General features: G+C 62.6%; 9 protein-coding genes. 5 read left to right on the top strand and 4 right to left on the bottom strand.

The window, feature by feature from the left end; translation table 11 throughout:
- Positions 1 to 56: 56 nt before the first annotated feature.
- Genes ACVIIV_RS31420 through ACVIIV_RS31410 form a run of 3 tightly spaced genes read left to right on the top strand, consistent with a single transcriptional unit; the run spans position 57 to position 3,006 of the window.
- Entirely contained in the window at positions 57 to 1,025 is a 969-nt protein-coding gene (locus ACVIIV_RS31420; RefSeq protein WP_456747647.1) for a Bug family tripartite tricarboxylate transporter substrate binding protein, read from the top strand.
- Positions 1,022 to 1,507 carry a tripartite tricarboxylate transporter TctB family protein gene (locus tag ACVIIV_RS31415; protein ID WP_456747646.1) on the top strand — a complete coding sequence of 162 codons (486 nt, stop codon included), beginning with the start codon at positions 1,022 to 1,024 and terminating at the stop codon, positions 1,505 to 1,507. The genes ACVIIV_RS31420 and ACVIIV_RS31415 overlap by 4 nt, the downstream gene beginning before the upstream one ends.
- Positions 1,507 to 3,006, top strand: a complete 1,500-nt coding sequence (locus ACVIIV_RS31410) for a tripartite tricarboxylate transporter permease (RefSeq protein WP_456747645.1) — start codon at positions 1,507 to 1,509, stop codon at positions 3,004 to 3,006. Before ACVIIV_RS31415 ends, ACVIIV_RS31410 begins: the two co-directional genes overlap by 1 nt.
- Positions 3,007 to 3,182: 176 nt before the next feature.
- On the opposite strand, the gene ACVIIV_RS31405 is transcribed toward ACVIIV_RS31410, so the two are convergent.
- From ACVIIV_RS31405 to ACVIIV_RS31390, 4 genes are all read right to left on the bottom strand, one after another.
- Positions 3,183 to 4,916 (bottom strand): adenylate/guanylate cyclase domain-containing protein, encoded by a 1,734-nt coding sequence (locus ACVIIV_RS31405; protein ID WP_456747644.1) that lies wholly within the window; start codon positions 4,914 to 4,916, stop codon positions 3,183 to 3,185.
- A 331-nt stretch (positions 4,917 to 5,247) separates the two neighbouring features.
- Positions 5,248 to 6,066: a class I SAM-dependent methyltransferase gene (locus ACVIIV_RS31400; RefSeq protein ID WP_456747643.1), complete on the bottom strand. Its 819-nt coding sequence runs from the start codon at positions 6,064 to 6,066 to the stop codon at positions 5,248 to 5,250.
- 409 nt (positions 6,067 to 6,475) lie between these two features.
- Entirely contained in the window at positions 6,476 to 7,984 is a 1,509-nt protein-coding gene (locus ACVIIV_RS31395; RefSeq protein WP_456747642.1) for an amidohydrolase family protein, read from the bottom strand.
- Positions 7,985 to 8,664: 680 nt separating this feature from the next.
- Entirely contained in the window at positions 8,665 to 9,423 is a 759-nt protein-coding gene (locus tag ACVIIV_RS31390; RefSeq protein WP_456748870.1) for a Crp/Fnr family transcriptional regulator, read from the bottom strand.
- 337 nt (positions 9,424 to 9,760) lie between these two features.
- Between ACVIIV_RS31390 and ACVIIV_RS31385 the strand changes: the two genes are divergently transcribed.
- Positions 9,761 to 10,165 carry a VOC family protein gene (locus ACVIIV_RS31385; RefSeq protein WP_456743153.1) on the top strand — a complete coding sequence of 135 codons (405 nt, stop codon included), beginning with the start codon at positions 9,761 to 9,763 and terminating at the stop codon, positions 10,163 to 10,165.
- A 280-nt stretch (positions 10,166 to 10,445) separates the two neighbouring features.
- Entirely contained in the window at positions 10,446 to 12,248 is a 1,803-nt protein-coding gene (locus ACVIIV_RS31380; protein WP_456747641.1) for an adenine deaminase C-terminal domain-containing protein, read from the top strand.
- Positions 12,249 to 12,357: the final 109 nt, after the last annotated feature.

Genomic DNA, 12,357 nt, shown 5'->3' with positions numbered 1-12,357 from the left:
TATGCGACCAAACGACACAATGCGGCAAACGTCCGCATGAGCCTGGAGATGCCCCCATGTTCCGATTTCCCGTGCGCCTTGTCGGCGCAGCCGTCGCGCTGACCCTTGCGGCAGCCAATCCGGCATTCGCCCAGCAGCTCGAGCTCAAGCTGATGGCGCCGGCGGCCCCGGGCGGGGGATGGGACCAGACGGCGCGCTCGATGCAGCAGGCGCTGGTGGCTTCGGGCGTCGCCCGCAGCGTGCAGGTCACCAACGTACCCGGTGCAGGCGGCAGCGTCGGCATCGCGCAGTTCGTCAACGGCGCCAAGGGCGACGGCAACCAGATGATGGTCAACGGCTTTGTCATGGTGGGCGCGCTCGCCATGAACAAGTCGCCGGTGACGCTGGAGCAGGTGACGCCGATCGCGCGGCTCACCGAGGAAATCCAGGTGATCGTGGTTCCCGCGAACTCGCCGATCAAGACCGCGCAGGATCTGGCCGCCGCGGTGAAGGCGGATATCGCCAAGGTCACCTTTGCCGGCGGCTCGGCCGGCGGCGTCGACCATGTGATGGCCGCGCTGTTCGCCGGCGCCGTCGGCGCCGATGCCAAGAAGATCAACTACATCCCGTTCTCCGGCGGCGGGGAGTCGCTCGCGGCGATCCTCGGCGGCAAAGTCACCGCGGGCATTTCGGGCTTGAGCGAATATGAAGGGCAGATCAAGTCCGGCAAGCTGCGCGCGATCGGCGTGACCTCGGAGAAGCGCATCGCCGGCAGCGACATCCCGACCTTCAAGGAGCAGGGCATCGACCTCGTGATCGCCAACTGGCGTTCGGTTGTCGCACCTCCCGGCATCACGCCGCAGCAGCGCAAGACCTTGAGCGATGCGGTCGAGAAGATGGTGAAGTCGGACGCCTGGAAGGAGATCCTCAAGCAGAAGGGCTGGGAGGACGCCTATCTCGGCGGCGACGCTTTCGCCGACTTCCTGAAGAAGGAAACGGCCCGCGTCACCGACGTGCTGAAATCGGTCGGCCTGGTCAAGTCATGACCTCAGGCGATCCCGTCCTGCCGCCGCGGCGCGTCGACCGCGCCGGCCTCGTCATCGCGGCACTGCTTGCGGTGCTCGCCGTCGTGCTGGTCTGGGACGCGCGCGGTCTGCAATCCGCCGCGATGTACGGGATGGGACCGGAGGCGATGCCGGTCGTGGTCGCCAGCGGCCTTGCGCTGCTGGCGATCGGTAATTTCATCGACGCGCTGCGCGGCAATCTGCCGGCGCGCGAGAGCGCCGATCCTATTCCCGTGATTCTGATCCTCGTCGGCCTTGCGCTGCTGATCGGCATCATCGGTTTTGGCGGCGGCTTCATCCTGGCGACCTCGGCGCTGTTCGTCACGACGTCGGCGGCCTTCGGACGCCGTGCCATCCTTATCGACGCCGTCATCGCCCTCGTGATGTCGACCCTCATCTATCTCGCGTTCGACCGGTTGTTGACGCTGAGCCTGCCTGCCGGCCCGCTGGAGCGATTGCTGTGATGGATACCTTTGCAGCCTTGGCGCACGGCATGGCGGTCGCCGTCCAGCCGATGAACCTGCTTTACGCGCTGATCGGCGTGTTCCTCGGCACGGCCGTGGGCGTGCTGCCCGGCATCGGCCCGGCCCTGACGGTCGCGCTGCTGCTGCCGGTGACCTACAAGCTCGACCCCGGCGGCTCGCTGATCATGTTCGCCGGCATCTATTATGGCGGCATGTATGGCGGCTCGACCACCGCGATCCTGATCAACACGCCGGGCGAGAGCGCCTCGATGGCCACCGCGCTCGAAGGCAACAAGATGGCCAAGGCCGGCCGCGGCGGGCCGGCGCTCGCGACATCCGCGATCGGCTCTTTCGTGGCCGGCACCATCGCCACCATCGGGCTCGCTTTCCTCGCGCCTTGGCTGGTCGATGTCGCCGTGCGCTTCGGCCCCGAGGATTACTTCGCGCTGATGTGCGTCGCCTTCGTCACGGTGTCGGCGACCTTCGGCGATTCCCCGATCCGCGGCCTGACCAGCCTGTTCATCGGCCTGACGCTCGGCCTTGTCGGCATCGACAAGCTGACCGGCCAGGCCCGGCTTGCGTTCGGAGTGCCTGAATTGCTCGACGGGGTCGAGGTGACGACGCTCGCGGTCGGCCTGTTCGCGGTGGGCGAGGCGCTCTACGTCGCATCGCGCCGCCACCATACCGAAGAGAAGCTCGAGCCGGTGCGCGGCTCGCTGTGGATGACCAGGGAAGACTGGAAGCGGTCGTGGAAGCCGTGGCTGCGCGGCACCATGTTCGGCTTCCCGATCGGTGCGCTGCCCGCGGGCGGCGCCGAGATCCCGACCTTCCTGTCCTATTCGACCGAGAAGCGGCTGACGAAGCACCCCGAAGAGTTCGGCAAGGGCGCGATCGAAGGCGTCGCCGGACCCGAAGCCGCCAACAACGCGTCCGCCGCCGGCACGCTGGTGCCACTCTTGACGCTGGGACTACCGACCTCGGCGACGGCCGCGATGATGCTGGCGGGTTTCCAGCAATACGGCCTCAATCCCGGGCCGCTGCTGTTCGCCGAGCGGCCGGATCTGGTCTGGGGCCTGATCGCAAGCCTATTCATTGCCAACATGATGTTGCTGGTGCTGAACCTGCCGCTGGTCGGCCTGTGGGTGCGGCTGCTCGCGATTCCGCAGCCGTGGCTCTATGCCGGCATCCTCGTGTTCGCGACCATGGGCACCATCGCGGCGAAGCCGTCGGTGGTGGAATTGTCGATGCTGGCCGGCTTCGGTGTGCTCGGCTTCCTGATGCGCCGGTTCGACTTCCCGATCGCGCCGGTCGTCGTCGGCCTGATCCTCGGCCCGATCGCCGAGAGCCAGCTGCGGCGCGCTCTCGCCATCAGCCTCGGCGATCCCATGACGCTGCTCCAGAGCCCGATCTCGGCGACCCTGCTCGGTGTCGCGCTGATCGCGCTATTGGCGCCGTTCGTGCTGAAGGGGCTCGGCCGGTTCAAGGCGAATGAGGACTAGGCGTGTACTCATAAACTAATGTCGGCTCTGAGGGCCGAGCGGAAATCTTCTGATCGGCCAGCGCATTACTGCTGTGACCCGAATCGGACGTTTGGCAATCCGACAAGAGACGTCGTGCGGGAATCGTCGAACAGCTCGCTGCAAACAGAAGGGATGGCCCGCAGTTCAATGCAGCCTCACCCCCTCCATCCGGCCTTACCCAGACCGTCGACGAGATGCGCGTGGTCTTCTGGACGAAACCACGGAGCTCTGTTGCGGACATACATATCTAATGCCCCCGGTGCGCGCGAGACGGCCTTTTCCAGTTCTTCCTTCGCTTCCGCTGTGCGGCCAAGCTGGCCCAGCGCCGCCGCGGACCAGCGGTAGATCATCGGAAAATTGGGATACGACCGGGTCAGGCGTTTTGCGGCCTCGATCGAAGCCTCGTATTCGCCGCAGAAATATAAACCGCACGCAATGTGCAACAAGCGGACTGCCAGATAGGGATCGCGGGGATCGAGCCTGATACACACGTTGAGAGACGTGACCCCCTCCTTGTGCCGTCCGGCAAAGATCAGCGTCGCGCCTCGATGGCCATGCGCGATCGCCAGATTTGGACTCATAGAGAGAGCTCGCTCGATCTCCGCCAACGCATCGTCGGCCTCGCCGCGTGCTTGCAAGGCCCAGCCAAGGCACGAACGGGCTTCGGCATCGGCACCATCGAGTGCGACCGCCCGGCGGGCCAAGGCCTCCGCCGAGTGTTGCGCGTCTCGCAGGCCAATCTTCTGGTAGAGCGCGGCCGCTTGCAGCTGGTACAGAGCGAGCGCGCTGTAGCTGCCGCTGAAGGTCGGGTCGAGATCGATCGCCTGTCTGAAGAATTGCTCCGCGCTCTCATCGTCCTCTGCGGTCGCTTTGCTCAGATGCCACAGGCCGCGCTGATAGGCGGCCCAGGCATCAAGGCTGCCCGGCGGCCTGCGCATGGCGCGTCGGAGCTCGGCGTCTGCAATGGCGGGAGCGAGCGCAGTCGTCAGCGCTTCGGTAAGCTCATCCTGCACGGCGAAAATATCTGCGAGATCGCGGTCGTAGCGCTCGGCCCACACATGATTGCTGGTCGCCGCCTCTATGAGCTGCGCGGTCACGCGGATCCGGCTGCCGGCCTTGCGCACGCTACCTTCAAGCACGTAGCGGACGCCGAGCTCGCGCCCGACCTGTCTCACATCAACCGCTCGCCCTTTGTACGTGAACGACGAGTTCCGTGCGATGACGAACAATGAGGGATAACGCGATAACGCCGTGATCACATCTTCGGCGATACCGTCGGAGACGAATTCCTGCTCGGGGTCGCCGCTCATATTGGTCAGCGGCAGCACGGCGACAGACGGCTTGTCAGGCAACGCGAGCGCCGGAATCTCGCGTTTGGGCGTCGCAGTCCGCGGGCCCGGGTCGATGATGATGCGGTAAACGTGGACAGGCCGGGCGATGTTCTTCAGAGTTTGCTCACCCGCTTCCTCAACGTCGAACGGCACCTTGTCGCGCGCGTGATTGAAGACAGTCTGAGAGATACAGATGCCGCCGGGTTCGGCGATGCTCTCGAGCCGGGCCGCAATGTTGACGCCGTCTCCAAAGATGTCATGGGCTTCGACGATGATATCACCGATATTGAGCCCCACACGGAAGAGAATGCGCCTGTCTTCCGCGTCGTCGCAGGTAAGTTCGTTGATGCGGGACTGAAACTGCATGGCAGCCCGCACCGCTTCGACCGCACTTGGAAACTCAGCCAAAAACCCGTCGCCGGTGTTCTTCACGATGCGGCCGCCGTGCTGCGCAATTGCGGGCTCGACACCTCCGGCGAGAAGGGCCGTCAGCTTGGCATGTGTCGCCTCTTCGTCATTGTGCATGAGCCGAGAATAGCCGGCCACGTCGGCGGCCAAGATCGCTGATAATCTTCGCTCGACTCGGACCCGCTCTTGCACCATGGCCGCACCAGGCCCCACCAACCCACCATACTCTAAACGGATCAGAGCGCAGCGCCAAACGCGCCTTGACGTTTCGGTCATGCGCTAAGTTGAAACGTCAACTGTGCTGACCTGGGGTGCGCCTGAGCTGACCGCGGTGCGCACCAATAGAGGTCGAGTCCGGGCCGCCAATATCGCCTTCTGGCCCTAAGGCGAAGATCGCGGTCGCGCTCGGCATGTGAGCCGTTGAGGCCAGACCGGACGTGCCGAGAACGCGCCCAAATCGGCGATTGAGCCAAGGCGGACATCAATGGAGTGAGGCAATCGCTACGAACGATTGCTGCGGAAATGTCAGCTTGCCACCTGCCAGCATCGAATGGTCAAGCCGAGAGGCAGCATCATCCGAAATCGACGTGATCAGTCGTTCCCGCTCAGGCGCCCCTTTGTCCTTCAAGAGCTCAGCCATCGGGGTTGCCGTGAGCTGAAAACGGACATAATCCAGCATCGACGGGAATTCAATCTGTTTGGTGACAGCGGACACATCGACAAAATCAAAGCCCGCCTGCTTTGTCCAATTAGCAATCTCCTCAGCATCGCAAGAGAGATGTTCAGAACGTTTGGTGCGTGATGCCTCTTCTCCGAGACATTTCTCGAGCGCCTGTACAAAAGCGTACGCCGCCGGGGTCCTCTCAATTGCGCTGTAAACGCTAAACCCAGCGCGGCCTGCCGGTTTGAGCACCCGCACCATTTCCTTCAGCGCCAGCAGTCGATCTGGGAAAAATTGTAGCCCGAGTTGACAGAGCACAACATTGAAACTGTCTGCTGCGAACGGAAGGTCAAGCGCGCTACCCTCGATCCATTCGACCTTTGCAGATCTTGTGCGTGCAATCGCGAGCATCGCGATGTTGAGGTCAAGGCCAACCACACGTGCCGATTGACCACGTTGCTCTATCAATCTCGCGACGATGCCCGTACCGCAAGCGATGTCGAGTACGCTATCGCCTCGTTTTGGCGAAATGCGGTCGAGCAGGTCGTTGGCCCATAGCGAAGTGATGGCCGGGACCAGGTAGCGTTCGTAAAGTTCAGGCGCGCTGGCATCCATTTGCCAATGTTCATGGGCCGACATGACTTTCCCCTATGCCCGCTGGCGGAAAGTATCGAAGTGATTGCCGACGGAGCGGGCTCATTCTTTGACGGCGAAAAGCCGCCACCGGCCGGCAACGCCCTTGAGGACATGAGAACCTCGATCCAAGCATTCGACCCTCGTCATTCTCGCCCATGGTAACCCTATCGCGCAAGTCCGTGGCGGATCAATGCGTCAACACGGCTTTCCTGATGCATGAGCCGACGCGCACAACGCATCAGGTTGAGGTTTGAGACTTTCAAATTTGCGCCGAGGACGTCCGCCAAGCAGCGCCGACCGGAAGCCCTAGCAACGCCGCGCAACCGACGCGATTGACCCTGAGCCGAAGTCGGATTTGCGGCAGCCGCGCGTCCATTGCCGGCGGAGCTTGCCCACGCCGTTGGCATCGTTCCTAGGCGGCGCGAACGTAGCCGTAGCGCAGGTTCGACGGTTGCTTCGAAGCTTGCGTGTACTCGTTCTTGAGCGCCGCGAGGCGGTCCTCGGAAAAAGCCGGCATCCTGGTATTCTCGGCCGCCTTCAGCTTGATCTTGTAGAATCTGGTTGCGTTGCCCGCGAAGATCAGCTGCTTGGTAGCGCTGTTGGCATCGCCAAGCGCCGCAAAGCCGTACTTCCTCTGCATATCCTCGGGGATCTCGAGCCGGCGCAGCGCCTCTATCTGCCACTGTGGCGAGCCGTACCAGACCGAGTCGGTGCCCCACATGACGTGGTCAACACCCATCCCCTTTATCAGCGTGCCGATCAGTGCGGCGCAGAACTTCGGATGCGCCACCGCCGAGTTGGCAAAGGACGTGCCGAGCTCGGCATAGACGTTGGCGACGCCGAACTTCTGCGGGACTTCCGCGAGATCGGTGGCCCACTGGATACGGCCGGTCTGCTCGAAATCCGCCCACGCCTTGTCCGGCAGCTCGAGGAACGGCCGCAGCGCCGAGTGATAGATCACGAAGTTCATCTGCGGCCAATCCTTCGCGGCTTTTCCGATGTCCCACGCCGTTGCGTATTCCCAGACGCCGGCGAACGACTTCTCATAATCGGGCGGCAGCAACCCCTTGTGGATACACAGCGTGTTGATGCCGGCCTTCACTGCTTTCTCGTAGAACGGATACATCACCTGCTCGTCGTCGAGCCGCCATGGGAACTTCGAGGGCGCCAGCGGATCGCCAATCGTGTAGGACTTCCAGGAATCCGGTTTGTAGACCTCGATCGCCTTGTCCACCTCATCCATCCAGCCGGGTTGCTTGGGGGTGATGACGCTGTGCGCCAGCAGGCGGCGCGAACCGGCGAAGTCGTTGATCAGTTCTCGCGCCTTGACGATCTGCTCATTGGACAGCAGCCACCAACTCGGGTCGTCGAAGGGCGCGCCGCTCAGGAGCGCCATGTTGGTGTCGCTGTCGTAGTAGATCTCTTTCACATAGTTCTGGAACTTGTACCGGGCGAGCGAAGAGACGCCTTCCTCCTTCATCTTCGGATTCCAGTGCTGGCTCGCAAAGTCCGCCAGCCCCAACAGCTCCTTATGGTCGAAGTCGTCCCGCACGAAATGAGTCTGGACGTCGAAGATGAATTGGCCTGCAAGGCTCTGCGCGCGGGCCAGCATCGTCTCGGGCTCCCGGGCTTCAGCGGGCGCGACCTGGAAAACATTGCCGTAGATGTCGTTCATGGCGAGGAACGCTGCCGCCATGCCGCAGCTCGTGTGCAAGAACTGCCTGCGGCTCAAGCCGAGGTGCCTGCCGTTGACATCAGCGAGCTCGTTGATCCGTGCCTCGACTTTCTTTTGCGTATCGCTCTGCGGGGGCGGGAGATACTCGCCATTGGAGACAATCTGGGTCGGGATAGGCGTTGCCGCCGATGCCGCCTCCGCGCCCGCGACGAGACGCTGTTCTCGCTCACTAAGCCAGGTGCTCATTGTTCTCCTCCCCGTCTGTTGGCCGTCGACCGCGCTAGGCGCGCATGAGACGCGTGTGGCTACTCCCAATCAGTTGGCAGGACCGACTAGGCATACCTCTCCGGTTCAGCTACGCATGAAGCCATCACGCGCCCGAAGCCTAGGCGAATCTCTGCATCGCTTGATCCTGCGAGAGCGGCAGGCATACCCGAGAAGTCACTTGCAGTTGTGGGTATCCGCGCTGATTCAATGCTCAAACTTCCATTCGCGCAAGCGATGTGATCCGACAGTCACGCTGTCCCAAGGCCGCATCATTCTTTCATCTGATCGATTTCAGCCGAAGTGAAAGGTTCGTTGCTCAAATGGATTGCGTCGGCTCATGCCCCCGAGCCGAACACCGCAGCAGCGGCTGCCATCTCGACTCTCTGCCGGAGATCCTGATAGGTGGCTGCGTTAACTGCTGCTTTTGGACCCATAGCCGACCTCAACGCGCAGTGTTCGAATAGCGCATCCGATATGGACCGCTTCAGCGCTTGAGTTGCTGCGCCGGCGTGTCAATGACCAGCGCTTTTGACCCGTTACGGACGTTGGGGGTAGGAGATCGTCACCGCATTGGGCCGCAGCTCGGTCAGAAGAATGCGCATCCGGCGATGCTATTCGAGCATCGTGCTCGCCGGCTTTACCCGGACGCGCCGAAATGGCTAGCATCGCCCGTTTTCATTTACCGATCGGCAGATCGAAACGCGAGATGGCGCTGTACTCGTAGAGAAGATCTTCTCGAGTTCCAGCCGCATAGTGTCGTGGCATTCGCACGCCACCGCAGCGAGCCGCGATGAGTCGATCTCGATTTCGCCTCGCCGCTCAGATCTGATCGCTCCGGAAGCGCGCAGATTGCGCATCAGGAGCGTCACCGTCGTTCGTCGCACACCCAATATTTGCGAAAGCGCGTCCTGGGTGAGAGGCAGGACGTCGTGGTCGATGCGGTCGTGAAGTTGAAGCAGCCAGCGTGCCATGCGGGCTTGCACCGGATGCAGTGCATTGCAAGCCCCGCCCAATTGAAACTGTATCAGCGACGCCTTGAAGTGAAGCTGGACTACGTGCCGGATCGCAGGACTCCGGCTGAATGCGGCATGGAATCGCGCTGCGGGGATACGCGAGGCCGTCCCCCCGGCACGAACGATAGCCGTAACGGCCGCAGGGGACGACCCCAGCACGGAAAGAGTGCCCACTGCCCCCTCGCGCCCTATTGCGGCGCTGGCGACCGTCTGCCCATTCGCCATATCGACCATCACCGAAATGGCGCCACTATGAGGGAAGAGGACGTGCTCGGTATGGTCCCCCACCCGCGAGACGACCTCTTCCCGATCGAGAGTTACCATCTGTAGGTCGGGCGCCAGAAGACCGAGGTCTGCGGTCGGCAGTGCTGCCAGAAGCCGGTTACCAACTCCGCTTACAAGCATCACTGCAGCCCGATGCGAACCATCCGACCCATCGCATTCCGAGCGGCATATGGCGATGACCTCAAACTTTGTTTGAATTCGCATATGCTTTTCGCCACGAAATCCAATTCAGATGCGAAAGCTCTTAACCGCAAAAGTGAAACTCCAAGCACATGCGAAGGCGAATTCTGCTGTTGCAGGATCATTCAATTAGATCCGAGCGCCACGCGCAGACAATTGCAAAATGGGTATGGGTAACACCATAAGGGTTCCAATTTCGGCGCATGGCAAACGCCACAATGAGTGATGCGTAAATTGGTGCGATTGCGCCGCAAGCTGGTTCCCAGAGGAGAGAAGGATGCTAGGAAACGCAAAAGTGGCGGCCCGTCTTCCAGCCAAGGACCTGGAGCGCGCTCGGGCTTTCTACTCCGAAAAACTCGGTCTCGATCCGGTCGAACAGCGCGAGGGTGGATTGCGCTACGTCTGCGCAACTGGCGAGTTTGCGATATTCATCTCGGCCGGGGTGCAATCCGGCACGCATACGCAGATGGGCTGGGAAGTAGAGGATATCGAAGCAACGGTGCGCGAGCTTCGGGCGCGGGGAGTCAAGTTCGAGGAATATGACCTGCCTGGTCTGAAGACCGCTAACGGAATCGCCGAGATAGCCGGCAATTACGCCAGCAAGGGCGTAGCTGAGCGAGGCGCGTGGTTCCGCGACAGCGAAGGCAATCTTCTTGGTATCGGACAGCCGGTTCGATCCTGACCGGCGGGCCGCTCCGGTTTCGAATTGAGGACCTGACCGCCGCTTCTTGCCCAACGGCGACCTTCGACGATGTCTGCTGTTTGTGTCGCCGTTGAGGGATGAGCGGACATCTGGAGCGCCCAAACTAAGCGCATGATTTATGAGTGTATGCCCTAGCGGAAATGAGAAGGCGGGGCGCTTCTGCCCAATGCGTAAGCAAAGGTGCCGTATTATTTGAGTTGCTCCCGCCGCCATCGGCGGCAACCATCGCCGGGCTGTCCATTCCCACGCGAGGGTCCCGATGACCAAGCTCACCCGTTTCTCCGTCGCGCCGCTGCACAGCATGACCCGACGTCTCGCCGATGTCGCATCCGCACGCGCCGCGCCGGATCTGGTCATCACCGGCGCGCGGGTGCTCTCGACCTATTCGGAGCGCATCCATCCGGGGCGGGAGGTCTGGATCACAGGCGGCCGTATCGCGGCGGTGAAGCCGGCCGGAACAGCCCGGAAAGCATGGAGCGAGGTCGCGACTTACGACGCCGCCGGCGGCATCATCGCGCCGGGGCTGGTCGATCCGCACATCCATATCGAATCCTCGATGGTCACGGCCTGCGCCTATGCCGAGGCCGCGCTGCTCAACGGCACCACCACGATCTTCTGTGATAGCCACGAGATCGGCAACGTCATGGACGTCGCCGGCGTCGAGGCGATGCTGGAGGACGCGCGCGAGGCGCCGCTCTCGATTTTTTTGACGGTGCCGTCGACGGTCCCTGCGACCTCGGCTGAACTCGAAACGGCCGGCGGAGATCTCACGCCGGACAAGATCGCCGGCCTGTTCGACCGCTGGCCCGAAGCGGTGGCGCTCGGCGAGAAAATGGACTTTGTCCCGGTTACGATGGGCGACGAGCGCAGCCATGCCATTCTCGCGGCCGCTTTGAAGCGGGGACGTCCGGTATCCGGCCATGTCTACGGCCGCGAATTCGTCGCGGCTTATGCGGCGAGCGGCGTCACCGACACCCATGAGGCGATCGACCGCGACATCGCCGACGATCTGCTCGACGCCGGCGTCTGGATATTCCTGCGCGGCGGCCCGCCAACGACGCCCTGGCACTCGCTGCCGCAGGCGATCCGGACGATCACCGAGCTCGGGGCCTCGCACAAGCGCACCGCGGTCTGCACCGATGATCGCGATGCGGATGATCTCTTGCTGTTCGGTCTCGACTGGGTGGTCCGCGAAGCCGTGAAGGCGGGGATATTGCCGGAGCAGGCGTGGTCGATGGGCTCGCTGCACGGCGCGACGCGCTTCGGCATGGAGGGCGACATTGGCGGCCTCGGCGGCGGGCGTCGCGCCGATCTCGTGTTGATGGACGATCAGCTCAAGCCGCAATGCACATGGTATGGCGGCGAGCTCGTGGTCCAGAATCGCAAGATCACGCCGTGTCTCGATCAGGCATTGTCGCAGCGCTATCAATATCCGAAGGCGGCCTATGCGACCGTGAAGCTGCCTGAGAAGCTGAAGCTGACGCCGAAGCTGCCCGCGAAAGCCTGCACCGTCAACGCGATCAAGACCGCGCTGCCGGGCATCACGTTGATCCACGAGAAAGTGGCGATCGAACCCGCAAAAGACTGGCCGTCGCTGTTCGCGCGCTACGGCCTCTGCTTCGTCACGGTGGTCGAGCGCCACGGCAAATCGGCCGGCAATGTCGCCTATGGCCTGCTCAAGGATTTTGGCCTGAAGCGCGGCGCGGTCGCCTCCAGCGTCGGGCATGACAGCCACAACATCATCGTCGCCGGCACCAACGAGGGCGACATGCAGGTCGCGATCGCCGCGCTCAAGGAGCGGCAGGGTGGCGTCTGCGTCGTGGCCGACGGCAAGTTGAGAGCGCTGGTGCCGCTGCCGATCGCAGGGCTCCTGTCCGACAAGCGCGTCACCGAAGTTGCCGAGGAGGTCAAGGCGCTGAAGAAGGAATGGGCCGAGGCCGGCTGCACCATCCCCTACATGGGCTTCAATTTGATTCCCCTATCGGTCATTCCGGAAATTCGCATCACCGACAAGGGCCTCGTGCTGGTGCCGCAGATGGAGCTGGCGCCGCTGTTCGAGTGAAGCGGCTTTCACGCGTATCTCGATCTAACCGATTGAGACCGCCGCGATTTTTCCACCGCTGCCGCATCGTGGAAAATAAAATCGATCTCGTTGAGATCGGCTTCTGCGC

Source organism: Bradyrhizobium sp. USDA 4354 (genome assembly GCF_054060315.1).
The sequence above is the reverse complement of the archived record's forward strand: the minus strand, read 5'-3'. Positions and strand labels throughout refer to the sequence as shown.

What these genes read in the sequence shown, in the direction of transcription:
- ACVIIV_RS31420 (WP_456747647.1), top strand. Translation starts at nt 57, where the DNA reads ATGTTCCGATTTCCCGTGCGCCTTGTCGGCGCAGCCGTCGCGCTGACC.
- ACVIIV_RS31380 (WP_456747641.1), top strand. Translation starts at nt 10,446, where the DNA reads ATGACCAAGCTCACCCGTTTCTCCGTCGCGCCGCTGCACAGCATGACC.
- ACVIIV_RS31410 (WP_456747645.1), top strand. Translation starts at nt 1,507, where the DNA reads ATGGATACCTTTGCAGCCTTGGCGCACGGCATGGCGGTCGCCGTCCAG.
- ACVIIV_RS31400 (WP_456747643.1), bottom strand. Translation starts at nt 6,066, where the DNA reads ATGTCGGCCCATGAACATTGGCAAATGGATGCCAGCGCGCCTGAACTT.
- ACVIIV_RS31395 (WP_456747642.1), bottom strand. Translation starts at nt 7,984, where the DNA reads ATGAGCACCTGGCTTAGTGAGCGAGAACAGCGTCTCGTCGCGGGCGCG.
- ACVIIV_RS31390 (WP_456748870.1), bottom strand. Translation starts at nt 9,423, where the DNA reads ATGCTTGTAAGCGGAGTTGGTAACCGGCTTCTGGCAGCACTGCCGACC.
- ACVIIV_RS31385 (WP_456743153.1), top strand. Translation starts at nt 9,761, where the DNA reads ATGCTAGGAAACGCAAAAGTGGCGGCCCGTCTTCCAGCCAAGGACCTG.
- ACVIIV_RS31415 (WP_456747646.1), top strand. Translation starts at nt 1,022, where the DNA reads ATGACCTCAGGCGATCCCGTCCTGCCGCCGCGGCGCGTCGACCGCGCC.